The 26,431-nt window shown below is 68.3% G+C and carries 26 protein-coding genes; 16 read left to right on the top strand and 10 right to left on the bottom strand.

Translation table 11 applies throughout. The annotated features are described in order from the left end of the window. Positions 1–145 precede the first annotated feature (145 nt). The 5 genes from ACFXHE_RS30205 (at position 146) to ACFXHE_RS30185 (ending at position 5,093) form a co-directional block, all read left to right on the top strand. On the top strand, positions 146–1,894 hold the full coding sequence (locus ACFXHE_RS30205) for a thiamine pyrophosphate-binding protein (protein WP_379387815.1): 1,749 nt from the start codon (positions 146–148) through the stop codon (positions 1,892–1,894). Then, a complete protein-coding gene (locus ACFXHE_RS30200) occupies positions 1,891–2,550 on the top strand; it encodes an SRPBCC family protein (RefSeq protein WP_379387814.1) in 660 nt (219 codons plus the stop codon). The genes ACFXHE_RS30205 and ACFXHE_RS30200 overlap by 4 nt, the downstream gene beginning before the upstream one ends. 2 nt (positions 2,551–2,552) lie before the next feature. Next, positions 2,553–3,563: a 3-oxoacyl-ACP synthase III family protein gene (locus ACFXHE_RS30195; protein WP_379387813.1), complete on the top strand. Its 1,011-nt coding sequence runs from the start codon at positions 2,553–2,555 to the stop codon at positions 3,561–3,563. A gap of 13 nt (positions 3,564–3,576) precedes the next feature. Continuing rightward, positions 3,577–4,581, top strand: coding sequence for a pyridoxal phosphate-dependent aminotransferase (locus ACFXHE_RS30190; protein WP_379387812.1), 1,005 nt, complete (start codon positions 3,577–3,579; stop codon positions 4,579–4,581). 122 nt (positions 4,582–4,703) lie between these two features. Next, positions 4,704–5,093 carry a MarR family winged helix-turn-helix transcriptional regulator gene (locus ACFXHE_RS30185; protein ID WP_379387906.1) on the top strand — a complete coding sequence of 130 codons (390 nt, stop codon included), beginning with the start codon at positions 4,704–4,706 and terminating at the stop codon, positions 5,091–5,093. A 78-nt stretch (positions 5,094–5,171) separates the two neighbouring features. Here the strand turns inward: ACFXHE_RS30185 and ACFXHE_RS30180 are convergent, their stop codons facing one another. After that, a complete protein-coding gene (locus ACFXHE_RS30180) occupies positions 5,172–5,882 on the bottom strand; it encodes a Mut7-C RNAse domain-containing protein (RefSeq protein ID WP_379387811.1) in 711 nt (236 codons plus the stop codon). Between ACFXHE_RS30180 and ACFXHE_RS30175 the strand changes: the two genes are divergently transcribed. The 4 genes from ACFXHE_RS30175 (at position 5,863) to ACFXHE_RS30160 (ending at position 10,676) form a co-directional block, all read left to right on the top strand. Beyond that, entirely contained in the window at positions 5,863–6,666 is an 804-nt protein-coding gene (locus ACFXHE_RS30175; protein WP_379387810.1) for a hypothetical protein, read from the top strand. The genes ACFXHE_RS30180 and ACFXHE_RS30175 overlap by 20 nt on opposite strands. Positions 6,667–6,888: 222 nt before the next feature. After that, on the top strand, positions 6,889–7,899 hold the full coding sequence (locus tag ACFXHE_RS30170) for a diiron oxygenase (RefSeq protein ID WP_379387809.1): 1,011 nt from the start codon (positions 6,889–6,891) through the stop codon (positions 7,897–7,899). 132 nt (positions 7,900–8,031) lie between these two features. Beyond that, a complete protein-coding gene (locus ACFXHE_RS30165) occupies positions 8,032–9,534 on the top strand; it encodes a flavin-containing monooxygenase (protein ID WP_379387808.1) in 1,503 nt (500 codons plus the stop codon). An 89-nt stretch (positions 9,535–9,623) separates the two neighbouring features. Further along, positions 9,624–10,676, top strand: a complete 1,053-nt coding sequence (locus ACFXHE_RS30160; protein WP_379387807.1) for an aminotransferase class V-fold PLP-dependent enzyme — start codon at positions 9,624–9,626, stop codon at positions 10,674–10,676. 8 nt (positions 10,677–10,684) lie between these two features. On the opposite strand, the gene ACFXHE_RS30155 is transcribed toward ACFXHE_RS30160, so the two are convergent. Together ACFXHE_RS30155 and ACFXHE_RS30150 are read right to left on the bottom strand one after the other, a co-directional pair. Next, complete coding sequence (locus tag ACFXHE_RS30155) at positions 10,685–11,383, bottom strand: hypothetical protein (protein ID WP_379387806.1); 699 nt, start codon at positions 11,381–11,383, stop codon at positions 10,685–10,687. Between the two features lie 64 nt (positions 11,384–11,447). Next, positions 11,448–13,007 carry a carboxylesterase/lipase family protein gene (locus ACFXHE_RS30150; RefSeq protein ID WP_379387805.1) on the bottom strand — a complete coding sequence of 520 codons (1,560 nt, stop codon included), beginning with the start codon at positions 13,005–13,007 and terminating at the stop codon, positions 11,448–11,450. A 67-nt stretch (positions 13,008–13,074) separates the two neighbouring features. Here ACFXHE_RS30150 and ACFXHE_RS30145 point away from each other — a divergent pair, with 67 nt between their 5' ends. Beyond that, a complete protein-coding gene (locus tag ACFXHE_RS30145) occupies positions 13,075–14,352 on the top strand; it encodes an ROK family protein (RefSeq protein WP_379387804.1) in 1,278 nt (425 codons plus the stop codon). Here the strand turns inward: ACFXHE_RS30145 and ACFXHE_RS30140 are convergent, their stop codons facing one another. Continuing rightward, entirely contained in the window at positions 14,353–14,994 is a 642-nt protein-coding gene (locus ACFXHE_RS30140) for a hypothetical protein (RefSeq protein WP_379387803.1), read from the bottom strand. 54 nt (positions 14,995–15,048) lie between these two features. Next, positions 15,049–15,426, bottom strand: a complete 378-nt coding sequence (locus ACFXHE_RS30135; RefSeq protein WP_379387802.1) for a hypothetical protein — start codon at positions 15,424–15,426, stop codon at positions 15,049–15,051. A 343-nt stretch (positions 15,427–15,769) separates the two neighbouring features. Here ACFXHE_RS30135 and ACFXHE_RS30130 point away from each other — a divergent pair, with 343 nt between their 5' ends. The 3 genes from ACFXHE_RS30130 to ACFXHE_RS30120 are packed head-to-tail and all read left to right on the top strand — an operon-like array spanning position 15,770 to position 19,539. Beyond that, positions 15,770–16,789 carry a helix-turn-helix domain-containing protein gene (locus ACFXHE_RS30130; RefSeq protein WP_379387801.1) on the top strand — a complete coding sequence of 340 codons (1,020 nt, stop codon included), beginning with the start codon at positions 15,770–15,772 and terminating at the stop codon, positions 16,787–16,789. Further along, positions 16,786–19,275, top strand: a complete 2,490-nt coding sequence (locus tag ACFXHE_RS30125; RefSeq protein WP_379387800.1) for an aminotransferase class I/II-fold pyridoxal phosphate-dependent enzyme — start codon at positions 16,786–16,788, stop codon at positions 19,273–19,275. The genes ACFXHE_RS30130 and ACFXHE_RS30125 overlap by 4 nt, the downstream gene beginning before the upstream one ends. Positions 19,276–19,326: 51 nt before the next feature. Then, positions 19,327–19,539, top strand: a complete 213-nt coding sequence (locus ACFXHE_RS30120) for a hypothetical protein (protein ID WP_379387799.1) — start codon at positions 19,327–19,329, stop codon at positions 19,537–19,539. A gap of 15 nt (positions 19,540–19,554) precedes the next feature. Here ACFXHE_RS30120 and ACFXHE_RS30115 read toward each other — a convergent pair whose 3' ends face one another. Beyond that, a complete protein-coding gene (locus ACFXHE_RS30115) occupies positions 19,555–20,136 on the bottom strand; it encodes a TetR/AcrR family transcriptional regulator (RefSeq protein WP_379387798.1) in 582 nt (193 codons plus the stop codon). Between the two features lie 67 nt (positions 20,137–20,203). On the opposite strand from ACFXHE_RS30115, the gene ACFXHE_RS30110 reads away from it, so the two are divergent. Next, positions 20,204–21,520 carry a family 1 glycosylhydrolase gene (locus ACFXHE_RS30110; RefSeq protein ID WP_379387797.1) on the top strand — a complete coding sequence of 439 codons (1,317 nt, stop codon included), beginning with the start codon at positions 20,204–20,206 and terminating at the stop codon, positions 21,518–21,520. Between the two features lie 162 nt (positions 21,521–21,682). Here the strand turns inward: ACFXHE_RS30110 and ACFXHE_RS30105 are convergent, their stop codons facing one another. The 3 genes from ACFXHE_RS30105 to ACFXHE_RS30095 all read right to left on the bottom strand — a co-directional run bounded on the left by ACFXHE_RS30105 (position 21,683) and on the right by ACFXHE_RS30095 (position 23,469). Continuing rightward, positions 21,683–22,675 carry an LLM class F420-dependent oxidoreductase gene (locus ACFXHE_RS30105; protein ID WP_379387796.1) on the bottom strand — a complete coding sequence of 331 codons (993 nt, stop codon included), beginning with the start codon at positions 22,673–22,675 and terminating at the stop codon, positions 21,683–21,685. A 228-nt stretch (positions 22,676–22,903) separates the two neighbouring features. Beyond that, entirely contained in the window at positions 22,904–23,170 is a 267-nt protein-coding gene (locus ACFXHE_RS30100) for a Txe/YoeB family addiction module toxin (RefSeq protein ID WP_379387795.1), read from the bottom strand. After that, positions 23,167–23,469 carry a type II toxin-antitoxin system Phd/YefM family antitoxin gene (locus tag ACFXHE_RS30095; protein WP_379387794.1) on the bottom strand — a complete coding sequence of 101 codons (303 nt, stop codon included), beginning with the start codon at positions 23,467–23,469 and terminating at the stop codon, positions 23,167–23,169. Before ACFXHE_RS30095 ends, ACFXHE_RS30100 begins: the two co-directional genes overlap by 4 nt. Positions 23,470–23,573: 104 nt before the next feature. On the opposite strand from ACFXHE_RS30095, the gene ACFXHE_RS30090 reads away from it, so the two are divergent. Beyond that, positions 23,574–24,263: a dienelactone hydrolase family protein gene (locus tag ACFXHE_RS30090; protein ID WP_379387793.1), complete on the top strand. Its 690-nt coding sequence runs from the start codon at positions 23,574–23,576 to the stop codon at positions 24,261–24,263. Between the two features lie 22 nt (positions 24,264–24,285). On the opposite strand, the gene ACFXHE_RS30085 is transcribed toward ACFXHE_RS30090, so the two are convergent. Then, on the bottom strand, positions 24,286–24,870 hold the full coding sequence (locus ACFXHE_RS30085; RefSeq protein WP_379387792.1) for a TetR/AcrR family transcriptional regulator: 585 nt from the start codon (positions 24,868–24,870) through the stop codon (positions 24,286–24,288). A 345-nt stretch (positions 24,871–25,215) separates the two neighbouring features. On the opposite strand from ACFXHE_RS30085, the gene ACFXHE_RS30080 reads away from it, so the two are divergent. Further along, positions 25,216–26,376: an acyl-CoA dehydrogenase family protein gene (locus ACFXHE_RS30080; protein ID WP_354841522.1), complete on the top strand. Its 1,161-nt coding sequence runs from the start codon at positions 25,216–25,218 to the stop codon at positions 26,374–26,376. The last annotated feature ends 55 nt before the right edge of the window (positions 26,377–26,431 follow it).

The raw sequence follows: 26,431 nt of genomic DNA, 5'->3' as shown, positions 1-26,431 counted from the left end.
CCGGCGGGGTCTTTGCGTGGCTAATTACGCTGCGCAACAGCATGTTCCGGCTCGTCTGTGACTTGGGACACGTTGATCGGGCTCGCTTCAAATGGATACCTTGTGTGCGATGTATCGCGGACAAGGCAATGTGAAACGGGGGATCGTGTTCGAGAGAAAACCCGAATTCCGAACCGTGGCCGACCTCATCGCCGAGCGGATCGCGGCACACACCGACCACGTCTTCGGCGTGGGCGGCGCCAATATCGAGGACCTCTACGACGCCCTCCACCGGCACCCCGGCCTCACCGGCATCATCGCCAAACACGAATTCGGTGCGGCCACCATGGCGGACGGCTACGCCCGCGCCACCACCCGCCTCGGCGTGGTGGCGGCCACCTCCGGCGGCGGCGCCATGAATCTCCTCGCCGCCCTCACCGAATCCTTCGACTCCCGGGTCCCGGTCCTGGCTTTGGTCGGCCAGCCCCCGACCACCCTCGAGGGTCGCGGCGCCTTCCAGGACGCCAGCGGCCACCCCGGCCGCCTCGACGCCGAGCGCATCTTCACCGCAGTCTCCCGTCACTGCGTCAAAATCACTCGGCCCCAGGACATCTCCGCCGAACTCGACCGTGCCATCGCAGCAGCACTGTCCGGTGGCCCGGCAGTACTACTGCTCCCCAAGGACATTCAAGCAACCCTGATCTCGAGCGGCTCCACCCTGTCGGCCGGCCTGCGATACGAGCCCGCTCACGTGGGCCGGGATGAACCGATTGCGAGCTCGGAGGAAACGCCGGCGGACATCGCGGCGCTGCTTGCCGATGTGCCAGCCGGAAGCCGGGTGGTCGTCATCGCCGGACCCGAGGTCGCGGCGGCCGATGCACGGGCCGAGCTGGCGGAGGTGGTGCGGGTGCTGGATGCGGCGGTGCTGGTCACCCCGGATGCCAAGGATGCCTTCTCGAATCGGGATGACCGCTTCGCCGGGGTTGTTGGGGTCATGGGGCACCCCCATGCCGCCGGGCTCGTCGCGGCGGCGGAGCTGTGCCTGCTGGTGGGGGCGCCGCTGTCGATGACCGCACGGGCCGGATTGGATGCGGCGCTGGCCGCCTGTCCGCGCGTGGTGTACCTGGGAGCGGAACAGCCGTTCGTGCCGGTCCATGCCGAGGCGCGGGGGCCGTTGGGTGCCTCCCTTGGGGAACTGCGTGCCTCCTTGGCGGAATCAGCCGTCCTGCCCGCTCTCCCGCCACTGCCAGGTGACACGGCGGCCGCCTCGGAATCGATTGGTGTGCAATCGAATCCCGGCACACCGCACGAGCTGAACGTCCCGCCCACGTCCGGGCCGGGTGTGCGATATCGCCCGGCCGTCGCGGCCATCGAGGCGGCGCTGGAGCCCGGCACCGATGTGGTCGCGGATGCCGGGAACACCGGCGCGGCGGTCGTGCACTACCTGCGGGTCCCCGAGGACGGGCGGTTCCTCATCGCACTCGGCATGGGCGGGATGGGGTACTCGTTCGGGGCGGGGATCGGGTGTGCGCTGGGGCGGGGGCGGCGGGCCGTGGTGATCGCCGGGGACGGCGCGTATTTCATGCACGGCCACGAGGTGCACACGGCTGTCGAGTACCAGGTGCCGGTGACCTTCGTGGTGTTCAACAACAATGCGCACGCCATGTGCGTGACGCGGGAGCAGGTCTTCTACTCCGGCGAGTACAGCTTCAACCGGTTCCGCGCGGCGGAGATCGGGGCCGGTGTCGCGGCCATGTTTCCCGAGCTGCCCGCCTGGACCGCGCGCACGCTGTCCGACCTCGAGAACGCACTGCACAAGACGCGGGCCACGCCGGGGCCCGCGTTCATCGAACTGCAGTGTGACCCAGACGAAATCCCACCGTTCGCCCCCTTCCTGAAGGAGTCGCTCGCATGACCGAGACCGCCACCGACGCGCCGATCGAAGTCCCGGAGCTGGATATCCCAGGCGTGTACCGCATCGAGACCATGGCCCTCAAGGAGGGTATGCCGCTGGTTCTCGACATGACCCGCGCCGTGTACCCGCACGACGAGATCTACGGGGAGTACTGCACCGTCACCGAATTCATCGCCGCCCCGCCGGACGAGGTGTACGGATACCTGGCGGACACTCGCAGTCTGTGCGAATGGACCTACAGCATGCGGGGTTTCGAGCGCACCGGCGATCCCGAGATCTGGGTGTCGGATGACCGGATCGGCTCGCACACCCGCATCTACACCCGTACCGTCGCCAACCCCGACGCCCGCACCGTGGATTACCACTGCGCCTGGGACCAGGCCGACCACCTCTGGATGATCTACCTGATGCGGGTCGTGGACGCGCAACTCGTGCTGAACAAGCCGGGATCCGTTGTCACCTGGACCAATTGCCATCACCCGTTCTACGAGGACAACGGCTATCCCGAGACCGAGCCGGAGGGCCGCCCGGTCTGGGTGGGCGACTTCTGGCACCTCTTCGCCGCCGGGCACCTGCTGGAACTGCGCAATCTCAAAGCGATCTGCGAACACCGGCACGCCGCCGGGCAGCCGATCAAGCCGGAATGGATGGCCTGACCATGAGCACTGTCAGCCTGCTCGACGTCGCCGGATACCTGCCCGAGACCATCGTCCCCGCAGACTATTTCGCGCAGTACGCGGATCCGGACGAGGTCACCTCGAACCTCATGTTCAAGGCCCCCAAGTTCCGCCACCACGTCGCGGCCGGTGAGACGCCCGCCGACATGGCCGAGCGCGCCGTGGCCCCGATCCTGGCCCGGCAGGGCCGGGATGCGTTGCGCGACATCGATGTTCTCATCGTGCACACCCAGCTGCCGGACATCGGCATCGTGGGCAGCGGTGGCGATGTGGCCGCCCGTCTGGGCATCGCGCCGGAGTGGCTGATCGACCTGCACAACGGCGGCTGCGCGTCCTTCGTCTACGGCATGAAACTGGCCCGCCAGATCCTGCTCTCCTCCGACGCCCGCTCCGCCCTGGTGGTGACCATCCAGAATGTCGCGGGCCAGGTCTTCACCCAGGAGCAGGTGCGCGGCAAGGCGCAGGCCGCGATTCCGGGCGACGGCGCGGGCGCGGGGCTGCTGGTGAAGTCCGGCGTTTCGCCGATCCTGGATATCGAGACCCGGCACCTGCCGGAGTTCGCCGGGCAGATGACCGTCATCGCCGACCCGCCGCGCCGCTACTGGGAGGCCGGATCCGGCGAGATGCACGTGGGTTTCACCGAATCCAAGATCGCCAAGGTGCTGCAGCGCGGCAACCGGCTGGTGCCCGAGGTGGCGAACGCGGTGTGCGGTCGCATCGGGGTGTCCGCGCAGGAGCTGGATCTGCTGGTCACCAATCAGCCCAACCGCGCCTTCCTGCGCAACTGGCGCGATGCCCTCCAACTGCCGCCCGAACGGCACCCGGACACCTTCGACGACTGCGGAAACCTGTTCGGCGCGGGCATTCCCGTCACCTTCGACCGGGCGGTCGACGAGGGCCGGGTGCCGGCCGGGTCGTTGGTGATGTTCGCGGGCTTCGCGCACGCGGGTGATTTCGCCGGGGCCGCCGCCGTCCGCTGGGGCGGGCGCTGAGGGGCCGACCGCGATGAGTCCGCTGATCACGGCCGGACATCGGCTGCAGCTCAACGAGATTCCCTACGGACCGCCGCCCTCGGTCCAGCAGGCGCTGAGCGCCGCCCTGGCCTCGGCCAATCGCTATCCGGAATTCCTGCCGCAGCGGCTGCCGCGGCTGATCGCCGCCCGGCTCGGCTGCGACCCCGATCGCATCGTGGTGGGCGCGGGCGCGACCGGCGTGATCATGCACATCGTCCAGGAATTCGGTTCCGGCGCGGCCGAAGTCGTCATGGCGACGCCCACCTTCGACGGGTTTCCCATCCTGACCAGCATGGCGGGCGGGCGGCCCGTCACGGTGCCGCTCACCGGCGCGGGCCGCCAGGACCTGGCGGCGCTGGCCGCGGCGGTGACCGAGCGGACCCGGCTGCTGGTGGTCTGCAGTCCGCACAATCCGACCGGAACCCTGGTGCCGGCAGGGGAATTCGAGGACTTCCTGCGCGAGATCCCGGCGGCGGTCACCGTCGTCCTGGACGAGGCCTACGTGGATTTCGTCGCCGAGGCGGACCGCATCGATGTCTTCGCCCTGCTGGACCGGTACCCGAATCTGCTCGTGCTGCGCACCTTTTCGAAGGCCTACGGCCTCGCGGCCCTGCGGGTCGGCTACGCGCTCGGTGCACCGGAGCTCATCGAGCGCATCGCCCGCTGGCAGCTGCCGTTCGGCATGACCGCGCTGGCCGAGGTGGCGGTGCGGGCCTGCTACGAGGCGGAGGACGAGATCGCGGCCCGGGTGACGGTACTGGGCGAGCATCGCGCTCATCTCACCGCCGGGTTGCGCGAGCTCGGCCTGTGCGTTCCCGACAGCTACGCCAACTTCTCGTACCTCACCCTGTCCGGCGCCGAGGCCGATCGGGTGGCAACCGCATTGGCGGGCGCGGACATCCACGTCAAGACCTATCCCACCGGTATCCGCATCACGGTGGGCGATCGCGCGGCCACCGACGCCGTGCTCGCCACGGTCCGCAGTACAGTGCAGTAATGCACGAACATCCGCCTTCCGCACCCGACGGGCAACGGGCCGGAGCGGACGAGGAGATCGACTACGCACTGCTGTCGCTCAATGCCCAGCTGTGCTTCGCGCTGTACTCCACGTCGCGATCCATGACCGCCGCCTACCGGCCGTTCCTGGACGACATGAACCTGACCTACCCGCAGTACCTGGTGCTGCTGGCGCTGTGGGAACGGCCCGGCATCACCATGAAGGACCTCGGTGAACAGGTGCATCTCGACTACGGCACGCTCTCGCCCCTGGTCCAGCGACTGCAGTCGCGGGGCCTGGTCGAGAGTGTCCGAAGCGCCACCGACGGCCGGGCGGTGGTGCTGCACGCCACCGACGCCAGCCGCGACCTCCAGCACGGCGCACAACAGATGATCCGCACCGTGGTGGACCTGGTCGGCGTCCCGATCGAGGACATCGAGACGCTGCGCGACCAGGTCAAGGCCCTGGGCGCCCGCCTCGACGCGGCCGCGGCAGCCGCCCGCGCCCGCTGATCGCGGATCCCTGGACCGCCGACCCCGCCCGGTCACCATGCCGATGATCGGCGACGGGTACGCGGGCAGTGTTCTCGGTCACGCGAATTTGGCCAGTGCGTCCGCCACGATGGCGTCCAGCCGGGCGTGGTGCGCGCCCTTCCAGTAGGTCTGGCCGCAGTCGACGCACTGGGCGAAGGAGTCGTAGGTCTGGCCCGTGCTGTCGGGCAGGTGGTCGCGGACGGTCTCGCGGTCGGCGGGGCGCAGTGTGCCGTTGCAGGAGGTGCAGCGGGTCCACGGGGCCAGGCGCGGGGCGAAGCGGGACAGCACGTCGTCCAGCTGCTCCGCCGGTTGGTGGCTGTAAACATAAGCACCGGAATAGATTTCGCGGCGGCGCAGCAGGCCGCGATCGCGGGAGAGCAGCACCCGGTGCTCGGCCGCGGAGCGCGCCGCCAGCGCGGCGTCGCCGATATCCGGATTCTCGTATGCCGCATCGATCCCCAGCAGGCGCAGCCGCCGGGCCAGGGTGCCCAGGTGGATGTCGAGCAGGAAGCGCAGCGGTTCGGGGCTGGTCTGCGGACGGGCCACCGCCGCCACCGTGACGCTCTCGCCGCCGCGTGGAATATGACCGGCCGCAACCGGTTCCCCGTTCACCAGCAGGGCGCCCACCTCGGTGAGCGGCACACCCGATGACTCCACCACATGCCCCAGCGTCGAGGTGCCGTCCACCCGGACCGGCGAGCCGTCGCGCTGACCGACGAACACGCGCAGCTCGGGCGCGAACTCGACGGTGATTTCCCCTGCGTTCACCAGCCCAGGATCCCAGAAACCGGGCACCGGCGAGCAACTCCATTTCGATCCCGGCCGGCCGGTCCCGGCCGCACCCCTGCTGCCGCTGCCGGACCGGTACTCCGCCGCCGACCTGGTCCTGGAAGTCGATGCGGCCGAATGGAATTCCGTCGCGGCCGCCCACGACGGCACCGCCAACGGACTCATGGTCGGCGTAGCGGTCGGCATCCTGGGTCCGAGCGGCCGGATCGCCGACGACTCGGTGGTCCGCGTCGACATTCCCCACTCCCGGCGCGGTATCGACGATCCGCGCGGCAATGCCACCACCGGCCTCCCGATCGCCGTGCCCTACCGCAAGGGCGAGCGCACCGACCTGCGCGGCGTGCGCGCGTTCATCAGACAGGCCGCCCGCGCCTATGCCGATCCGGCTACCACCCCGGCCCTGCAGCACCTGCAACCGGTCCAGATGATGCTGCCCAGAATCGTGCTCGCCCACTTCTCCCGCACCGCCAAGGCCCCGGAATGCCTGTGCACCAATCTGGGCGAGACCGGGCAGGGCGTCGCCACCATCGCCGGTGTCCGCGCCCGCTCGGTCCTCATGCGCCCGGTGGTCTGCACCGGCGAGACCGACCTCTTCCGCCGCCTCGAGGTCGGGCTGAATCTGTCCTGGTCGAGTGACGGCGAGACCGTCACACTCGCGATCACCGGCGCTGACCCGGACCGCTTCCCGAACCGCGCCGCGCTGCGGGATCAGGTCATCGACGAATTCGCAGCCTGGGGACTCACGCCGAGGTTCTGGCAATAAGTGTTTGTGCGCGGCCACCGCTTGCCCAGGTCGTAGCCCGGCAGCGGGCGCAGTGCCGGCAGGCCGAGGATCAGGGTGTCGAGCATGGACCCACCCTATGTGCTCGCGCACCTAGGGCCCCGAGGCGGCGGGCAGCGCGGGCGAATTCCTGTTGACGACAGGCCAATATAGGCGTAACTATGGGAAACAGATACATAGGTCACTTCCCGAGAGGCTCTGACAATGTCGTCAGCATCCATGACGGCCGACGACCCCGCGGTCGCACTCGCCCGGCAGTATGCCGAGAAGCTCATGCTGCTCTCGCAGGGCTCGGTCGACAAGAATTTCGATCCGTTCACCGATATCGACTGGGATCACCCCGATTTCGTGGTGAAGACCGACGACAAGCGGTGGATCCTGCCGGTTTCGGGTGACATGTTCGCCCGGCATCCGTGGTATCAGGCGCAGTCCGAGGCGCGCAAGATCGCCATCGGGCTGTGGCGCCAGGCCAATATCGCCAAGGTGGGGCTGCAGTTCGAGACGCTGCTCATCGGCGGCATGGTGCAGCACACCTTCAAACTGCCCAATGGCTCACCGGAGTTCCGGTACTGCACCCACGAGGTCATCGAGGAGTGCAACCACACCCTGATGTTCCAGGAGATGGTGAACCGCATCGGGATCGATGTGCCGGGCATGAATCCGATCCTCAAGCAGCTCACCCATCTGGTGCCGCCGCTCGCCTCGGTCTTCCCGAACCTGTTCTTCATGGCGGTGCTCTCCGGTGAGGAGCCGATCGACCACATCCAGAAGGCGATTCTGCGCGCGGGTGAGGATATTCATCCGATCATGCGCGGTGTCATGGCGATCCACATCGCCGAGGAGGCCCGGCACATCTCCTTCGCCCACGAGTTCCTGGAACATCATGTGCCGCAGGCCAATCCGATCGACAGATTCGTGCTGTCGCTGGCCTTCCCGATCGCCCTGTGGATCGGCGGGCGGGCCATCCTCGTCCCGCCGCGCGCGTTCTTCCGGGAATTCGGGATTCCGCGCTCGGTCCACAAGGACGTCTTCTTCGGGCTGCCCGACTCCAGGGAGGCCTTCGCGGGCTTCTTCGGTGACGTGCGGTCGCTGGCCAAGAAGATCGGGCTGATGAATCCGGTCTCCAAGCAGGTGTGGAAGGCGCTGGGCATCGACGGCGCGACCACTCGGTACCGCTCGGAACCGGATCGCCCGGGTCAGGTCCGCGCGGCCTGACGAGGGTGACGGGCGTGGACCGGGGGCTTTGGTTCCCGCCCGCCCGCGACAGTAGACGTTACCGTAAATAACATGTAATACTCGGTGCGTCCGGACGCCGATGTCCGGGCGCGACGAGAAGCGAGAACCTCAATGACGCGGCATGTCGACGTACTGATCATCGGGGCAGGTCTGTCCGGAATCGGCATGGCCTGCCATCTGACCCGCGAGCAGACCGGGCGCAGCTACCTGATCCTGGAGCGCCGGACCGCCATCGGCGGCACCTGGGACCTGTTCAAGTACCCCGGCATCCGCTCCGACTCGGACATGTACACCTTCGGCTACGGCTTCCGGCCCTGGCACGGCACCAAGGTGCTCGCCGACGGACCGCACATCCGCCAGTACATCGAGGACACCGCCGCCGAATACGGCGTCACCGACCACATTCGCTTCGGTCGCAAGGTCACCAAGACCGCCTGGTCCAGCGACGAGGGCGGGTGGACCGTCGAGGTGCTCGACGAGCGCACCGGCAAGACCGAGACCTACACCAGCAACTTCCTGGTCGGCTGCACCGGCTACTACGACTACGACAAGGGCTACCGGCCGCAGTTCCCCGGCGAGGAGGACTTCGGCGGGCAGATCGTGCACCCGCAGCACTGGCCCGAGGACCTCGACTACCGTGGTAAGCGCGTGGTCGTGATCGGCAGCGGCGCGACCGCCATCACGCTCATCCCGGCCATGAGCAATGACGCCGCGCACGTCACCATGCTGCAGCGCTCGCCCACCTACATCGCCGCGCTGCCAGCCGACGACCCGGTCGCGGTCGGCTTCAAGTTCGCGAGAGTGCCTGCCGCCATTGCCTACAAGGCGGGCCGGGCGCGCAATATCGCGTTGCAGCGGGCCAGCTACCAGCTCTCGCGCACCAACCCCAAGCTGTCGGCCAAGCTCATGCTGGCCGCGGTGCGCGCGCAGGTCGGGCCCGATATCGACATGAGGCACTTCACCCCGAGCTACAACCCGTGGGACCAGCGCCTGTGCGTGGTGCCCAACGGCGATCTGTTCCGGGTGCTGCGCAAGGGTGAGGCGTCCATCGTCACCGACACCATCGAGACCTTCACCGAGAAGGGCATCCGCCTGTCCTCGGGCGAGGAACTCGAGGCCGACATCATCGTCAGCGCAACGGGTCTCACCGTGCAGATGCTCGGCGGCGCGGAGCTGGAGGTGGACGGCGAGGCGCTCGCCACCCGGGATCTGGTGGCCTACAAGGGCGCACTGCTCGGCACCGTCCCGAACATGATGGTGATCCTCGGCTATACCAACGCCTCCTGGACCCTCAAGGCCGATCTGGCCGCCGAGTACTTCTGCCGCCTGCTGAACCACATGCGCGACAACGGATTCACCGAGGTCGTCGCCATTCCCGAGGAGGGCGACCGCTCCGAGGCGTCCCTCATGGGCGGCGCCCTGACCTCCGGCTACATCCAGCGCGGCGACGGCGTCATGCCCCGCCAGGGCACCCGCGGCCCATGGCAGGTCATCAACAACTACTTCCGCGACCGCGCCATGCTTCGCAAGGCCCCGCTGGAGGACGGCGTCCTGCGCTTCCGCCGCAGCACCCGCCAGTCCACCCCGACCCCTGCCGAATCCCGTTCCGCCTGACCCTTTCCCGCGCCGCCGGATTCACGATCAAGCCAGTGATCCGGCCGCTGGCCCTTTCGCGCACCGCCGGCGGATCGCAGGATGGTGGAATGACCACCACTCCGCCTTCGTTCCCGGCCATGGTGCGCGAGGAGTTCGCGCCCACGACGACCTACCTGAATGCGGCCAGTTACGGCCTGCTGCCGAAATCGGTTGTGGCGGAGGTGATCGCGGCCGAGGAACAGCGCATGCACGGCGAGTTCGACATCCCCGGCGTGGACGCGCACGTCGACGCGTGCCGGGCCGCGTTCGGACGGCTCACCGGGTTCGAGGCGGCCCAGGTGGCGGCCGGCGCGCAGGTCTCGCAACTGGTCGGGCTGGTGGCGCAGAGCCTCCGGCCGGGCGCGAACGTGCTGGTGCCCGAGCACGAATTCAATTCGGTGCTCTGGCCTTTCCTGGTCCGGACCGACGTGAACGTGCGGGTCGTGCCGCTGGCGGACCTGCCGGACGCGATCCGGCCCGGCGACGATGTGGTGGCCGCCGCCCTGGTGCAGTCCGCCGACGGTGCGGTGCTGGATGTGGCGGCGACCGTGGCCGCCGCCCGTGCCCACGGCACGCGGGTGCTCTTCGACGTGAGCCAGGCCGCCGGCTGGCTGCCGGTGCGCGATACCGGGGCCGATTGGATCGTGAGTGTCGGCTACAAGTGGCTGCTCGGTCCGAAGGGCACCGCGTTCCTCGCCGGAACGCCTGCGGCACTGGATGATCTGAGCCCCGTCGCCGCCGGCTGGTACGCGGGGTACAACCCCTGGGAGACCGTCTACGACGGCCCGTTGCGGCTGGCGGAGGACGCGCGCCGGTTCGATGTCGGGCCGGTGTGGCCCGCATGGATCGGGCAGCGGCGGAGCCTGGAGCTGATCGAAGGGGTCGGTATCGACGCCATTCACCGGCACGATGTGGCGCTGGCGGACCGGCTGCGCAAGGGACTCGGCCTGCCCGAGGGCAATTCGGCGATCGTGTCGATCGAGGTGCCGGAGCAGACCCTGGAGCGGGTGCGTGAGGCGCGTATCGTCGGCGCCCTGCGGGCCGGGCGACTGCGGCTGGCCTGCCACTTCTACAACACCGAAGCGGACATCGACCGGGCGCTCGACGTGCTCGCCGGATAGGCCGGAGGTCAGATCGGCTGGAAGCCGCTGCCGACGCCCTTGCCTGCGTCGACGGCCGCGCGGACGGTGTCGAAGGCTACCGCGATGACCGGTGTGTGGACCGGGTTGTCGGCGTTGGTGCAGCTGAAGTGGATGGCGCGGGTGTCGCTGATCAAGGGGGCGGAGACCATGCCGACGAGTTGGTCGCCGCGGGTGACGGGGCCGCCGGAGTCGCCGTAGCTGGAGCAGGCCTGTTCGAGGAAGCCCACGGGACTGGAGGCCAAGACGACGCCGCAGGCGTGGCCGCTGGTGCGGCCGTTCTGGCAGACGATGCTCAGCGCCGGTGGTGCGGGGGCGAGGGCGGTGATGGTGCTGCCGTTGACAGCGCGCAGCGGGGTGACCACGGACGGATCGAATTCGATGACGGCATAGTCGAGTTGCTCGTCGGCGTCCCGGACCACGCCTACCACTCCGGCATCGGGGAACTGCTCACCGCGCACTGGGGTCCCCGCCTCGGCGCAGTGGCCGGCGGTGAAGCCGACCAGTCGCCCGGCGGCGTCGTAGCCGATGGTGGTCAGGCTGCATTTGGTGGCGCGGCCCAGGACCAGACCGGACCCGCCGCCGAGCGCGGCTTGCGCGTCACCGGGATCGGCGTGGGCGGCGGGTGCGGCGGACAGCCCCAGCGTCACGCCCACCGCGACCGGTGCGATCCAGCGGTTCACCTGCATGCCTACCACCTATCCGACTCGACGCGTACGGCTTCCGGCTTTCGCTACACGGTAGCCTCCGGGGTCAGCGCAGCCAGATCGGACGCTGTGCGGCGAATGGATCGGACTGGACGTGCGGAGCATCGGACCAGATCATGGTCTCGCGCCGGTCGAGAGTGTAGCGGGGCCAGCCGCCACCCGGGTCCGCGTTGCTGACGAACGACACCCACGCCCGGTGTACGGCATCGGCCAGCGATTGCGGCGGATTATCGCCCGCCACCGCGGTCACGCCCGGCGCCCCCAGCAGGTCGAAGGCGAACGGCACGTCGAGGCAATGGAACGACATGCCCTGGTACTTGGGTGCATTCGAGGCCCAGGTGAACTCGTAGAGCCAGGTCGGCTGGTTGCGTCCGGCCCGCATCTCGGCCACCTGGTAGGACGGCATGCGGATGACGGCGTCGCTCTGCGCCTGTCCCGCAAGCTGATTCGCGTTCATCCCCGGGTAGGCGAGGCCGAACGCGGCGGTGGTGGCGGCACTGAAACCGAGCGCGCCCAGCGCCACCGGCAGCGTGGCGTCGGTGACCGGCGGCTGTTCACCGCTGAGCGAGGCGCCGTTGAACTCCTGCGCGGTGAAGCCGATCATGAGCGGAACATCCTGGTTCGCACCGGATTTCAGGACCTCGGCGCTGGTCGCGGGGATCAGCGTGCCGTCCGCCCAGGGGGCCAGGCCGAGCAGGGTGGCGGCGGTGCTGTCCGGACCGGGTGCGCGCAGCCTGTCCTCCATGTCCTGCAACTGCACCTTGCTGACGTCGCGCAGCGCGGCGGCGGTGGCGGGCATGCCGGTGCGCTTGGTGAACAGCTCGGACATGGCCAGCGCGGTGGCGCGATCATTGGGCTGCGTGACCGCGCCGGACTCCGAAATGCCCGCGCGGAACAGGCCTTTCGCGGACGGGGTGTTCATCAGCGCCCACACCGCGCCGCCGCCGGCGGACTGGCCCGCGATGGTCACCCGGGCCGGGTCGCCGCCGAACGCACCGATATTGTCGCGGACCCAGGTGAGCGCGGCGATCCAATCCAGGACCCCGCGATTGTCGGGGGCGTGGTCCAGATGCAGGAAGCCCTCGATGCCGAGCCGATAGCCGGCCGACACCAGCACCACGCCGTCGCGATTGAAGGCCGCGCCGTCGTACCACGGGCTGGCGGGGCTGCCCGCCACGAAGCCGCCGCCGTGAATCCACACCAGCACCGGCAGTTTCGCGGTCCGGTCCGGGTTCGGGGTGAAGACGTTCACGGTGAGGATGCCGTCGCCCGGGATGGAGGGCTCCGGGATGGCGGTCACCTCGGACAGCTGTTTGATCTGCGCGGTGGGACCGTACTTCGTGCAGTCGCGGGTCTCTACCCAGGGGACCGGGCTCTTCGGCGCGGCGAAGCGCAGATCGCCGATCGGCGGCTGGGCGAAGGGGATGCCGAGGAAGGCGACACCGGTGTCGCGGCGCTCGCCGCGGACGGGCCCGGAGGTGGTGGTGACGGTGTCGGCCACGCGTGCCCGGTCCGATCCGGATTTCCCGGTCGAGCAGGCCGCGGTCACGGCCAATACCCCTGCCCCGAGCAGGAGGGTCCGTCGTCCGATCTGTTCCGCGGCCATGCCAACCTCTGATCCATTATTTACGTCAACACTTGAAATAATTAACCGACACCCTAATCTCAACCCCGTGGATCCCGCACCCCCGCCCACCGATGCCGCCGCCATCCGCCGCCGCAATCTGGGCCTGGTCCTGCGTCACCTCGCCGACCACGGTCCCTGCCCCCGCACCGAGGTGGCCGCCGCCACCGGCCTCGCCCACGGTTCCGTCACCGCCCTCGTCGCCGATCTCACCGACCGCGGCCTGCTCCGCGAGGACGACGTCCTCCGCTCCGGCACCCGCGGCCGCCCCGGCCGGCCGCTTCGCCTCGAACCGCGCCGCGCCGCGGTGGCCGCGATCCAGATCACCTCCGAACATCTCCGTGTCGCCGTCTCCGATCTCGCGGGCGCCGTCGTGCACCGCGAGGTCGTGCCGCACGACCTGGCCCCCGGAACGCCCGAGGCCATGGCGGACGCCGTCGCCGCCGTCGTCGCCCGCATCGAGACGTCCTTACCCGGATTCGCCGCCGCCGAAACGGATTCGGACCCGTACCCCGCTCCGGTGCTCGCCCGGGTCGTGATCGCCATGGCCGGACCCGTGCGTGACGACGCGGCGCAAACCGTCGTGGTAGCACCGGATTTCGGATGGATGGAACCCGTGCGCCTGCGTGCTCTGGTGGCCGCCCGGCTGCCCGCGCCTGTCGTCGCGATCGACGTGGTCAATGACGCGAATGCGGCCGCCCTGGCCGAGTTCCATGCCCTGCAGCATGATTCGCGCGGACTGGTCCTGATCGAGGCCGGCACCGGGATCGGCGGCGGCGTCGTCCTCGACGGCCGCATCCACACCGGCAGCCACGGCATCGCCGGGGAACCCGGGCACATCCCGGTCGCCATGGACGGCCCCGCCTGCGTCTGCGGCGCCCGCGGCTGTCTGGTCTGCTTCGCGGGCCCGGAGGCGGTGTTCGAGGCCGCCGGACTCGGGGAACTGTTGCGTCGCAAGGGTTCGCAGCCCGCTCAGGCTGAACTGCTGGCCCTGCTGAGCCGGGCCGATACGCGCGCGGTGGCCGCGCTCGACAACGCCGCCCGGGCCCTCGGTACCGCGATCCTGTCCATCACGGCGCTCCTCGACGCCGACGAAGTGGTCCTGGGCGGCCTGCTGAGCGACTGGTTCCGCTGGCTGATCCCGGCCATCGAGTCCCGCCTGGCCGGTCGCCGGGCTCTCGCGCCCGCCCTGGCCCTGCGGGTCACCCCGGCGGCCCTCGGCGAGAACGGGATTCTCACCGGCGCCCTCGGCTTCGCCCGCCGCGCAGTCCTTTCCGACCCCGCGGTGGTGCCGCCGCTACCGGCGGCGGCCCGGGCGGGCGCCTGATCAGGCGGGAGCGGTCCCGAGCATCAGCCCGACCAGCACCACGCTGGTCGCGGCGGCGATCGAGCCGGTCGCCCAGCGGCTGAAATGCCGGTTGCCGGTGCGGATATTGGTGACGGTCAGCGCCCGGAACTCCCCGAACCGGTTCTCGTGGCCGTCGGCGAACGCGGGATCCCCCAGGCGCAGGTCGGTGCCGAACAGCGGCAGGAAATGCAGAACCCAGTGGGCCCCCGCATCATCGGTGATACCGACCCGCATCCCGAGGTACCGGCGTACCGGCGCGCAGCGCCCGGCCAGCCGGGCCAGCGGGCCGATCCGGGGCCGGGCCGCCAGGTGAACGAGCAGGGCGGTGACGGCCACCCCTCCCGCCGTCACCGCCATCGCCGCCCGCGAAAGCGGGAGCATTCCCTCGCCGAACAGCGCCACCGCGGTGCCCACGAACCACAAGGGCTGCAGCGCAGGCATTTCCATCGGTCGCGGCGGCGAGGTGATCGTGCCGATCAAACCGGACCTCCGATACCCGGCCGTCGGCAGCGGCACCGCCGCGACCTGCCCGAGCGGCCGCCTGCAGCCCCGGCAGGCGCCGGCATCGTGCGCATTGGTCCAGCCGCAGCGCGAACATCGGAGGGTGGAATCGGTGGTCATGGAGATCTCCTCCCCGGGATCTCGAAAGGTGGTGCCGGTCAGCGGATTCACCGATCAGCTGTGGACCGGGGCCACCGGGTGCGGCGGCGCCGGTGTGAATTCGGTGCGCAGGTCTCGCTGTGCGGACCGAACCCACAGCAGCACAACGACTTCGCGCAGGGTGAGGTCCAGCTCGGCGGCCAGCAGCTCGGCCACCGCCAGCGCCTGATCGGGATCGTCCGGACTCGGATCGCTCAGGATCTCGTCGAGCACCAGGCCGCGGCAGGCCGCTTCCTGGGTGAGCAATCGATCCGGGAGCCAGGTGAGCATCCAGCTGTCGGTGGAAAGGGTTGTGCGAACGGCCATCTCGGGCGTTTTGTCGCTGCGGACGGTCCAGGGTGTGAATTCGAGGGCCATGAGGTCGGGAACCTCCTCGAAGAGTGGTTGTAGCAACAAGGATACTGGAGTGCTTCGATGGCACATAGCCAGAAGAATTGCTCAAGTCCGATACCGAAAAAGCAGCTGTTGCTTAGAAATAAGCGTATAGGCGTACATGTATCTCGGATATCGTAGATATCAAGCGGTTTGGGTGCTGGGGCGCTGATCGTTGCCGCATCCGAATCACAGATTTGGGGGCCCAGCAGATATCCGCCATGGTCGTTTCGCCCGTTTAGCCTGACCTGTAAAAGAATCGGCAGACTCGTGCTAGATCTGCGATGGCGAAGATGACACATCGTGCTTAGGATGGGCTTCGCGTGACACGTCTGAGCAATGCGGATCATGATGGGAGACGAGCATGTCTGGCTCGGCCTCGGACGGCGAGCAGATCGGCGCGGCAGTCAAGCGACTCCGCCGGCAACGCAATCTCACCCAGGAGGCGCTGGCCGATCGGGTCGGCTGCTCGCGCAGTCTGATTCAACAGATCGAGAACGGCAAACGCATTCCACCCCGCCCTCAGCGCGAAAAGCTGAGTGCGGCCCTGGGCGAACGCCTGCCCGGCCTCGACGACGAGACCGAGGCCGAGCGTGTCATCAGCGACCTGCGCATCCGCTTCGAGATCCTCTCGACCGAGAAGCCCGACCTGGCCGCCCGCGTCCTGGCGCTCGCCCAGAGTCTGTCCAACCTCGATGACATGGGTGCGCAACTCGTGCCGCTCCGGGAGATCGCCGAGCGCCAGCTGGTCCGGGCCGAGGAGGTGCTGGTGCAGATTCCCTCGGGCAGTGTCGTTGTGCCGGAGTGGAATACGGTCCTGGACTGGCTGACCGTGCTGGATCGCGCGCAGCAGCGGATCTGCGCGATCCACACCGCCGAACTGGGCGCGATCGGCGGCGATGTCGGCGTCGAATATCACCGGGCGATCCTCGCCAAGGCCCGAGCCGGTGTGTCGGTGCAACGTGTCTATGTGCTGGACGACGTTGTGAACGTGACGCCCTATGAGGACAAGCTCTGGCAACAGGTCAAGGCGAACGTGGAAACCACCCTGGTGAACCGGGAGTTCGCTCCCAACGCACAGGGCATGCTCATCGTCGACGACAGTTACGTGCTCGCGGGCGACTATGATTTCCGCCGCCGCGAGCGTGACTCCAGCCGATTCTCGTCACTCTGGCACGACGTCCAGACCGCCCACCGCAAGTTCAAGCACCTCCGTGATCTCAGGGCGGACGGAATGGCGCTCGTCGTCAACGATCTCGTGGAGCGGACGGGACTGATTCGGTTCGAGCACCTGGACCAGGAGGACTGCCGCGACCGTTTCCGTGCGGCCCTGCGTCAGGCGTGGAGCGACGAGCAGCCCGGATCTGAAGGCGCGCCCAGATGAGCCGAGGGTTCGCGGTGTCGCCGCCGCTGGACCCGGTCGACGTGGCGGACCGTTCCGACCAGCGCAAGCATCTCGCGCGGAACTACCTCGACAGCGAGAGCCGGTTCGCCGGGACGAACGGCCGGATCTATCGCGGGATCATCGACGCGTATCACGGTGAAACCGGGCTGCCCATGGACCGGAACGCCACGGCGGCCCTGAATTCCGCATGGGCCGAGGTGATGGCCGGTCATGGCGCGGCGGGCGGTGGAAATCTCACCGACGGCCGGGGCGGGTCGCCTTACGCCAAGAAGCAGCCGGCGGTTCTGCGCCGGTTGGCTGCCGAGCGGCTGTTCGCCCGGATATCGCAACCGATCGACGGAATGCCGGGAGTCGATATCGATCCCGGCGAGGTGATCGTCAGCCCCTACTCGAGCACCGTTCTGCTGGAGGAGGCGATCGCCACGCTGGCTCGGCCCGGTGGCGTCCTGGTCTGCCCGGAGGGCTACTACAAGAGCGTGGCCGGGCACATCGCCAAGTTCGGCATGCGGATGGCGACCAGCTGTGTGACCGCAGGGAGCGACTTCCGGATCGACCCGGTATCGCTCGAGCGAACCCTGAAACACCATGCGGCGCAGGGAGACCTGTGCGGAGTCCTGCTGACCCTGCCCGGCAACCCGGTGGTCGCCGACTACACCGTCGAGCAGCTGGTCGAGATCGGCCGGGTGCTCGTCGCCGCTGATGTACCGGTGATCTGCGATATGTCGTTCGACCTACTGGTCGAGGGGCACATCCCGATTGCGTCGATCGTCGTCCCGACGGCCGATGGTCAGGTCCGCCTGTATGACCGGGTCCTCAGCATCACCGGTAATTCCAAGGCGTTCAACGCCTTCGGGCCGTGCAAGCTGGGTGCGGCCTGTTCGGGAGACCAGCAGTGGCTGGCCCGGGTGCGCGAGCGGCTGCGTGTCGCCTTCCAGCGTGAGACCACGCATCTGGCCCGTGCCACGATCGAGGGCACCTCGGACGGCTACCTGATCCGGAACCGCGTGCTGCTGCGGGAGCGGATGGATTCCGCGCGTCGGCTGGCGGCCGGGATCAATGCCGGATTCGGCACCGAACTGCTGCGGCCGCTGGGCAGCCGGGACGGCATGTTCCTCACCATCGAATTCGATGCCGGGGTGATGTCGGCGGCGGCGGTGCGATCCAGCGCGGACCTGGAGGACCTGCTGCTGATGGCGGCCGGTATCGACTGCGTGGCGCTGGACCGCACCGGATCGCATCGAATGGGCGTGCGGCTCAATGTGACAACGCCCCGGCGCGCCACCGGCGAGGTGGGTCCGGACCTGGTCGTCGAGTTGTTCGACCGTATCGAGCGGCTGCTCCAGCGGATCGACGCCGGCATGACGTATTCCGGCGCCCTGCTGGAACGGCGGATTCCGGCGCGGTCCCCGCGTGTCTCCACCGTCGGCGTGCTGCGCGAAACCGCCGCCCACGAATTGCGTGTCGCCTCCACGCCGGATGATGTGACGGCGCTGGTCCGCAGCGGGCTGAAGGTGGTGGTGGAGCAGGATGCCGGGCGGTGGGCCCGGTTCGACGACGCCGACTATCGGGCCGCCGGCGCCTCGGTGGTGCCGGGACCCGAGTGTGTCTTCGCCGTCGCCGACCTGGTCGCCTGGGTGAAACCGCCTGCCTACGACCTGGATACGATGCCGACCCGGACCGGGCAACTACTACTCGGATTCCAGGATCCGGTGAAACGCCGCCGGTCCATTCACCGGCTGAGCCAATACGGGGTGGAGTCGGTGGGCTTCGAGCACATGCCACCGGATCTCGAGACGGCTCACCTCGATCCGCTGACCGCCATGAGCCGGATCGCCGGTGAGGTGGCCTACCGCGAGGGGCGTGAGCGCCTACGCGAGCAGGATCCGGATTGTGTAGTGCGTGCGCTGATCATCGGTTGTGGGCAGGCCGGGCTCGCCGCCATCGACGCCGCGGTTCGCTGTGGCGACGCGTCACCGGCCGCCATCGGCCGCCGTGCCGAGCAGCGCGCCGCCGCGTCGGCTCGGGGCGCGAATCGTTTTCTCCTCGATCCCGATCCGGACCGGGTCGCGGACTACATCCGTTCGGTCCGTCCGAATCTGGTGGTGTGCGCGGCCGGACGGCGCGGGACGGCCGCGCCGGTGCTGCTGGACCGGTCGGGTCTGGCGGCGTTGCCGAACGGTGCGGTGGTGGTCGATCTGACGGCCAAGTCGGGTGGCAACTGCGTGGTGACCCGCGTGGACGGCACGGTGACGCTGGCCAACAACGTCACCGTGATACATCGCTCGAACTTCCCGTCCGTGCGTCCGGATGTCGCGAGTCGTGCGTACGGTGCGGCCGCGGCCACCGCGATCCTGGGGTACAGCGCGGCCCCCGGGCCAGATGGAAGGGATGTTGTCCCAAGCGTTTTCGAGGGCGGTGCGGAACAGGGTGCGGCAATCGCCGGTGTCGAGATGGGCGAACTGTGACAACGGCGGGGTCGCGATCAGTGCATTGATGCCGATGGCTCGGCCGCGCCGGTGCAGGGCCTCGAGCCGGTCGAAGCGATCCAGCTGAAAGTCGATGTCGGGCTGCAGAGCCGAGAACCGGGTCGCCAGGCGGCCCTCGCGGAAGTTGTCGTATTCACCGGAGACGGTGAATTTCTCGTCCACCACCAGCAGGCGTCGGTCACCGGCGTCTCGGTGGCGACGTCGGCGCTGATCTGCGCGCTGACGCTGGCGGGCAGTCATTGAGGCGGCGTTGATCGGTCAGTCGCCGGTGAACGTCATGCCGGTGAACCGGGTCCAGCACTGCCGGAGATAGAACTCCATGTCGATGGACGGGTCGATGAGCCAGCGCGATTGCAGGCCGTCGGCCAGGGCCATGAACGCGGTGGCCATCACCTCGGCGTCGACGGACTCCGGGATGCCGCCCGCCCGCTGGATGCCGCGGATGAGCTCGGCGAAGCCGGCGGTGCCGAGTTCGTAGTGCAGGCGCATGTACTCGTGGGCGGGATGGTTCGGATCGGCGGCGGCCGCCTGCATGTGGGTGAACAGCTCGATGAGGCCGGGCACCTGGGTATTACGGCGAATGAGCTGGATGAGCGCCTCGGGCGTGGGGTCGCCCATGGCGGCCACGTCGATCTCGTCGCGTTTGCGCAGGACCGCGACGAACAGCTCCTCCTTGGAGCCGAAGTAGTGCAGCAGCCCGCTCTGGCTCAGGCCGACCGCCTCGGCCAGCTCGGCCACCGAGGTGGCCAGGAATCCGCGCTCGGCAATGGTGTGCAGCGCGGCCTCCAGGATCTGCTCCCGCCGTTCGATGCCTTTCCCGTAGGGGCCTCGTTTCGCCATCGGTCGAGTTTAAGCGGACTCTGAGAGTTGCTTGTCCACCAAAACCGAGCGCTGTACGGTTTTGCCCATGCGATTCCGCCGCCGCAACCTCGCCCTGGTCGTCCTGGCCGCCTCCGCCGCCCTCACCGCGAGTGCGGCCCCGGCCTTCGCCCGGCCGGAACCGCCCGCCAGGATCGCGCCGCTCGGCCCGGACTTCCTGTGGGGCGTGGCGGCCTCGGGCTTCCAGTCCGAAGGGCATGCGCCGGACAGCAATTGGTCCCGCTACGCCGCCTCCGGGAAAACCGATGACCCGTACGGGGATTCGATCGACTTCGCCGACCGCTACGAGTCCGATATCCAGCTGGCGAGACAGCTGGGCGTGAAGGTGTACCGGATCGGCATCGAGTGGGCGCGGGTTCAGCCCCGGCCGGGCGTGTGGGACGAGGACGGACTTCGCTTCTACGACAGGGTGATCGGGGCCATCGAGGCGGCGGGCATGCGGCCCATGCTGACCCTCGACCACTGGGTGTACCCGGGCTGGGAGGCGGATCGGGGCGGCTGGAATCAGGCGGGGATGGTCGACGACTGGCTGGCCAACGCGCGCACCATCGTGGACCGCTACGCGGCGGGCAATCCGCTCTGGGTCACGTTCAACGAGCCCGCCATGTACATGATCAACGAGGTCCGGATGGGCTCGCTGCCGGTGACCGCGGTGCCGATCATGCAGGACCGGATCGCGCAGGCGCACAACGCCATCTACGACTACATCCACCAGGTGCAGCCGGACGCGCTGGTCACCAGCAATGTCGCCTACCTCCCGTCGGCGGAAGACGCGGTGAACGCCCCGCTCATCGGCAAGATCGCCGCCAAGCTGGACTACATCGGAATCGACTACTACTACGGCCTGTCCCCGGACGCTCTGCGTTCGGCGAACATCAGCCAGCTCTGGCACAACCCGCTGCAGGCCGACGGCATCTACTATGCGCTGGAACACTATTCGCACGCCTTCCCGGACAAGCCGCTCTATATCGTCGAGAACGGCATACCCACGGAGAACGGCAAGCCGCGCGACGACGGGTACACCCGGGCGGACGACCTGCGCGATACCGTCTACTGGGTGCAGCGCGCCAAGGCCGACGGCATGAACGTGATCGGCTACAACTACTGGAGCCTCACCGACAACTACGAATGGGGCTCCTACACACCGCGATTCGGCCTCTACACGGTGGACGTCCTGACCGACCCCACCCTCACCCGCCGCCCCACCGACGCGGTCCCGGCCTACACCGAGATCACCCGCGCGGGCGGCGTTCCCGCCGACTACCGCCCGACCCGCGAGCCCAAGACCTGCTCGCTGGTCGACGCCCCCGCCAGCTGCACCGATCCGGTGACGCTGCCCCGCTGACCACCCGGCGGCTCGCCGGATCGGCCGTGCGACACCGTGTCAGGTGCTTCCCCCTGACCGGCCCGACCCGCGCATCGGGTGTCGACCCATCGGTCCGATCCGGCGATGCACCGCTTGCCGCCCGCTGACCCGGACATCGGTGTCAGCGGGCGGTTTTCGGGTTCAGCGCAGTGCGGGGACGACCTCGCGCTCGAAGAGCTCCAGGCCGGCGGTGTCGTAGGCGGTCTCCGGGAAGTAGTGGATGGAGTAGCCCAGCCCGAGATCCTTGACGCGCGAGAGCCGTTCGACGATCTGCTCGGGGGTGCCGACGGCGGGGGAGTCACGGAACAGATCCTTCACGTGCTGGGCCGCGCCCTCGGCTCCGACGAAGGGGGTCAGGCGGGCCTCCAGCTGGGACAGGCGGTCCTGCACCTCGGCCTCGGTCGCGCCGACGAGGGTATTGAAGTTGGAGCTCCGGGTGATGGCGTCGAATTCCGTTCCGACCGCGGCACAGTGGGCGCGCAGCAGGTCCGACTTCTGGGTGAAGGTCTCCGGATCGCCCGCGAAATTCGTGTATTGGGCGTACTTCGCCGCGATGCGGAGCGTCACCTTCTCGCCGCCGCCCGCGATCCAGATCGGAATTCCGCCCTCCTGCAGGGGAAGCGGGCGCACGATCGCGCCGTCGACCTGGTAGTGCTTGCCGTCGAGAGTGGCCTTGCCGGTGGTCCACGCCTGCTTGAAGATCTGCACGCCCTCGTCCAGGCGGCCCAATCGCACACCGGCGGAGGGGAATCCGTAACCGTAGGCGCGCCACTCGTGCTCGTACCAGCCGCCGCCGATGCCCATTTCCACCCGGCCGCCGGAGATGAGATCCACGGTGGCGGCGACCTTGGCCAGGTAGGCGGGGTCCCGGTAGCTCATGGCGGTGCACATCTGGCCCAGCCGGATGCGCGTGGTGCTGGCCGCCAGCGCGGACATGAGCGACCACGCCTCGTGGGTGGCCTCCTCGGTGGGGACCGGCACGGTGTGGAAGTGGTCGTACACCCACAGTGACTCCCAGACGTCCCCCGAATCCGCGCGCTGCGCCAGGTCCCGCATCACTCCCCACTGTGCGGCGGGATCGATGCCGACCAGGTCGAGTCGCCAGCCCTGCGGGATGAAGATGCCGAAACGCACTAGATGTCTCCTCTGTTCGAATCCGGTGTGATCGAATCCGGTGGGATCGATTCCGGGCTTACTGTTCCCGTCCCTGGCCTGCCGGGCAACCGTTCGACCCAGCCCGCGCCCAACTCCGACGCGCCGTTCGATTCCGGCCATCTGGGCGGCCGGCCGACATGCCGGGGTCGGTTCGACCTCCGATGGAGCGGCCCACGGGCTGCGAACCGAAGTCCCGGCTCAGCCTGGTCAGTCGTCGTAGTGTCCGCGGCACGCGATCACGGTGACGGTGTCGTCGTCAGCGCGGTATACGAGCCGATGTTCTTGGTCGATGCGCCGTGACCACCATCCCGAAAGGTTCTGCCGCAAAGGCTCGGGCTTGCCGATGCCGTCAGCGTTACCGTTCCGGCAAATGTCCTCGATCAGAAGGTTTGTGCGCCGCAACATCTTTCGGTCTTGCTTCTGCCAGTGGCAATAGTCTTCCCATCCATTGCGATCGAACCGCACGAAGGTCACCGTGGAGTCTCCTCCTCCGGAACGTCGACGAGTTCGTGCATTTCGACTTCACCGGCATCGACGGCCGCGACGGATTCCATCAGTCGCCGGGCCATCTTGGGCGAGGACATCAGGTAGGCGGTTTCCTTCATGGCGTTGTACTCCGCCAGGGAGATCACAACCGCGGGCGCCTTGCCGCCACTGCGGGTGATGACAACTTCGTCGTTGTCTTCGGTGGCAGCATCTAGAACCGCGTAGAAGTTGGCCCGTGCTTCAGTGGCGTGCATGGCGCGCATAGTGGCTTCCTTTCGAGGTGTCACGTTTCTATGTTACCTATCCCGTACGGTATTACGTACGTGATTGGCGGTCCGGGACGCGCTACGATGCCCCGGTTAGTTCGATCTCCGACGGAGGGGGCTCACCGGTGAGCACGATCCAACTGACCACACCCGACGGCACCATCGACGCCTATGTCGCCACCCCGGCCGGACCCGGGCCCTGGCCCGGTGTCGTGGTGGTGCACGACATGGTGGGTGTCAACGACGACATGCGGACCATCGCCGGCCGCCTGGCCGACAACGGGTATTTCGCCATCGTCCCGAATCTTTTCGCGCGCGGCCGGGTTCGGTGCGTGCCGAGCGTGATCCGGGAACTGCTGTCCAATGGGAACGGCACCACCGTTCACGACATCCTCAGCGCCCGCGCCCATCTCATCGCCGATCCGAACTGCGCGGGCCGGGTGGCCGTGGTCGGCTTCTGCCTGGGCGGCGGGTTCGCACTCCTGGCCGCCACCAAGGGTTTCGACGCCGCGGCGCCGTTCTATCCCTCCGGTCGCGGCAACTACGAGGACATACTCCGCGGTTCCTGCCCCATCGTCGCCAGCTACGGCGCCCTCGACCCCGCCAATCCCGGCCGCGGCCCGAAACTAGAACGCGTCCTGACCGACTACGGCATCGACCACGACGTGAAGACCTACCCCGGCGTTACTCACGCCTTCGCCAACCTCACCCCCGCCGAACCGGTCATCCGGGTCGCGGGCCTCGGCTACAACGAGGAAGCCACCGAGGACGCCTGGCGGCGCATCTTCGCCTTCTTCGAGACTCACCTGCGCTGAGCCCCGGTCCGGCTCCGATTGCTCAGTCCCTGACGGTGATCGACAGGCGCGGGCGGGTGGGGTTGTCGGGGGAGACGCGTTCCCAGACGGCGTCGAGCATGGGGGCCAGCAGGAGTTCGCCGAATTGGCGGATCAGGACGGCGACTATCTGGGCGGATTCGGGCTTGTCGGTGGAGGCCAGGCCGGCCTCCCGCAGGCCGGCGACCTCGCTGCGGGTCAGGTCCACGAGGGCGTCCAGGAGGTGGATCCGGGTTTCCGAGGGTTCCAGCAGCGAGCGGCGGATGTAGTTCACGACGGCCGGGTTGTCGTGCAGCATCCGGCGGACCGCTTCGTCGCGGGCCGACGCGACTTCGACATGCGTGCCGGTGGGGGGAATCGAGGCGACAGTCTGGGCGAAGTAGTCGACGACCAGCTTGTCGACGGCGTCGCGCAGGCCGTCCTTGGTCTTGAAATGGTGCTGGACGAGCCCGAGGGTGACGCCGGCCTCGGCGGCCACCGCGCGCAGCGAGACCCGGGAGTCGCCGTACTGGGCGAACAGATCCATGGCGGCATTGCGGATACGGGCCTTGGCGGTCAGGTCGTCATTGGTGGCTCGTGGATTCAGCATCGCCCCTCAGCTCGTCGATTGCGTCCGCCGATTTTACGTCGAGTCGTAGCGGTTCCCGGTCAGGCGCTGAGCGGGCTTTATCATTGACCCACTTACGATACAACTGTATCGTTCGCTGCATGGAGGAACCAACGATGCGGCCCCTGTCCGTCGGGCTGGCGCAGCCGCAGGAACGGTTCCCGCAGCTCTCGCTGATCGAGATCATCGGCCACGCCGGGGAACCCGAGGTGCCGAGGCCTTCCGGAAGGCGTTCGCCGACAAGACCATTGCCGAGCTCGAAGTCATCGCCGCTCGGGACGACCTGCCGCTCAACGGCTTCCGACGCAACAACGGAGAGTGACACCGATGTCCGTACTGTTCCCCGACTACCGCCCCACCTGGGAGACGGACCAGCACCGCGAGCTGCGCAAGCACGCGGCGGAGTTCTTCCGCAAGGAGTCCGCGCCCAACCGCGAGCGCTGGACCAAGCAGCACATGGTCGATCGCGAGTTCTGGAACAAGGCCGGTGACGCCGGTCTGCTCGGGCTGGACCTGCCCGAGGAATTCGGCGGCGCGGGCGGCGATTTCGGCCTGCAGGCCGTGGTTCAGGAGGAGCTGGTCTACGCGCACGACAATGGCTTCGGCTTCTCGGTGCACTCGCCGATCGTGTCGCACTACGTCTATCACTACGGCAATGAGGAGCAGCGCCGGAAGTGGCTGCCGGGCATCATCAGCGGTGAGCTGGTGCTGGCCATCGCCATGACCGAGCCGGGCACCGGTTCGGACCTGCAGTCGGTGCGCACCACGGCCATCCGCGAGGGCGACCACTACGTCATCAACGGCTCGAAGACGTTCATCTCCAACGGAACTCACTGCGATCTGCTGGTGATCGTGGCCAAGACCGACCCGTCCCAGGGTGCGGCCGGCGTCTCGCTCATCGTGGCCGAGACCAAGGATCTGCCGGGCTTCGAGCGCGGCCGGGTGCTGGAGAAGATGGGCCAGCACGCCCAGGACACTCGCGAGCTGTTCTTCTCCGACATGCGCGTCCCGGTCGCCAATCTGCTCGGCGCGCAGGAGGGTCTGGGCTTCTATCAGCTGATGGAGCAGCTGGCCCGCGAGCGCCTGATCATCGCCAGCCTGTGCTCGGCCTTGGCCGAGGCGGCGGTGCTGGAGGCGCTGCGCTACTCCAAGGAGCGCGAGGCGTTCGGCCGCCCGATCGGCAAGTTCCAGCACAACGCCTTCACCCTGGCCGAGGTCAAGACCGAGGCGCTGGCCATCAAGACGCTGGTGGACTACGCGATTCAGCAGTACATCGACGGCAAGAACGATCCGTCGACCGCGTCCATGGCCAAGCTGTTCGCTGCCGAGACCGCCGACAAGGTGGTCGACAAGTGCCTGCAGCTGTTCGGCGGCTACGGCTACATGATGGAGTACCCGATCGCGAACATGTACACGGGTTCGCGCGTGAACCGCATCTACGGCGGCACCAGCGAGATCATGAAGGAGATCATCTCCCGCTCGCTGTGACGCGAAGGTGATACGACAGTAGCGGCGCCCCGAATTCAAAGCGCCGCCACTGTTT

It is taken from the genome of Nocardia sp. NPDC059229 (assembly GCF_042754165.1).
Lineage (GTDB): Bacteria > Actinomycetota > Actinomycetes > Mycobacteriales > Mycobacteriaceae > Nocardia.
This window is presented reverse-complemented; position numbering and strand designations above follow the sequence as displayed.

What these genes read in the sequence shown, in the direction of transcription:
- ACFXHE_RS30200 (WP_379387814.1), top strand. Translation starts at nt 1,891, where the DNA reads ATGACCGAGACCGCCACCGACGCGCCGATCGAAGTCCCGGAGCTGGAT.
- ACFXHE_RS30195 (WP_379387813.1), top strand. Translation starts at nt 2,553, where the DNA reads ATGAGCACTGTCAGCCTGCTCGACGTCGCCGGATACCTGCCCGAGACC.
- ACFXHE_RS30190 (WP_379387812.1), top strand. Translation starts at nt 3,577, where the DNA reads ATGAGTCCGCTGATCACGGCCGGACATCGGCTGCAGCTCAACGAGATT.
- ACFXHE_RS30185 (WP_379387906.1), top strand. Translation starts at nt 4,704, where the DNA reads ATGACCGCCGCCTACCGGCCGTTCCTGGACGACATGAACCTGACCTAC.
- ACFXHE_RS30170 (WP_379387809.1), top strand. Translation starts at nt 6,889, where the DNA reads ATGTCGTCAGCATCCATGACGGCCGACGACCCCGCGGTCGCACTCGCC.
- ACFXHE_RS30165 (WP_379387808.1), top strand. Translation starts at nt 8,032, where the DNA reads ATGACGCGGCATGTCGACGTACTGATCATCGGGGCAGGTCTGTCCGGA.
- ACFXHE_RS30160 (WP_379387807.1), top strand. Translation starts at nt 9,624, where the DNA reads ATGACCACCACTCCGCCTTCGTTCCCGGCCATGGTGCGCGAGGAGTTC.
- ACFXHE_RS30155 (WP_379387806.1), bottom strand. Translation starts at nt 11,383, where the DNA reads ATGCAGGTGAACCGCTGGATCGCACCGGTCGCGGTGGGCGTGACGCTG.
- ACFXHE_RS30150 (WP_379387805.1), bottom strand. Translation starts at nt 13,007, where the DNA reads ATGGCCGCGGAACAGATCGGACGACGGACCCTCCTGCTCGGGGCAGGG.
- ACFXHE_RS30140 (WP_379387803.1), bottom strand. Translation starts at nt 14,994, where the DNA reads ATGACCACCGATTCCACCCTCCGATGTTCGCGCTGCGGCTGGACCAAT.
- ACFXHE_RS30130 (WP_379387801.1), top strand. Translation starts at nt 15,770, where the DNA reads ATGTCTGGCTCGGCCTCGGACGGCGAGCAGATCGGCGCGGCAGTCAAG.
- ACFXHE_RS30125 (WP_379387800.1), top strand. Translation starts at nt 16,786, where the DNA reads ATGAGCCGAGGGTTCGCGGTGTCGCCGCCGCTGGACCCGGTCGACGTG.
- ACFXHE_RS30115 (WP_379387798.1), bottom strand. Translation starts at nt 20,136, where the DNA reads ATGGCGAAACGAGGCCCCTACGGGAAAGGCATCGAACGGCGGGAGCAG.
- ACFXHE_RS30110 (WP_379387797.1), top strand. Translation starts at nt 20,204, where the DNA reads ATGCGATTCCGCCGCCGCAACCTCGCCCTGGTCGTCCTGGCCGCCTCC.
- ACFXHE_RS30085 (WP_379387792.1), bottom strand. Translation starts at nt 24,870, where the DNA reads ATGCTGAATCCACGAGCCACCAATGACGACCTGACCGCCAAGGCCCGT.
- ACFXHE_RS30080 (WP_354841522.1), top strand. Translation starts at nt 25,216, where the DNA reads ATGTCCGTACTGTTCCCCGACTACCGCCCCACCTGGGAGACGGACCAG.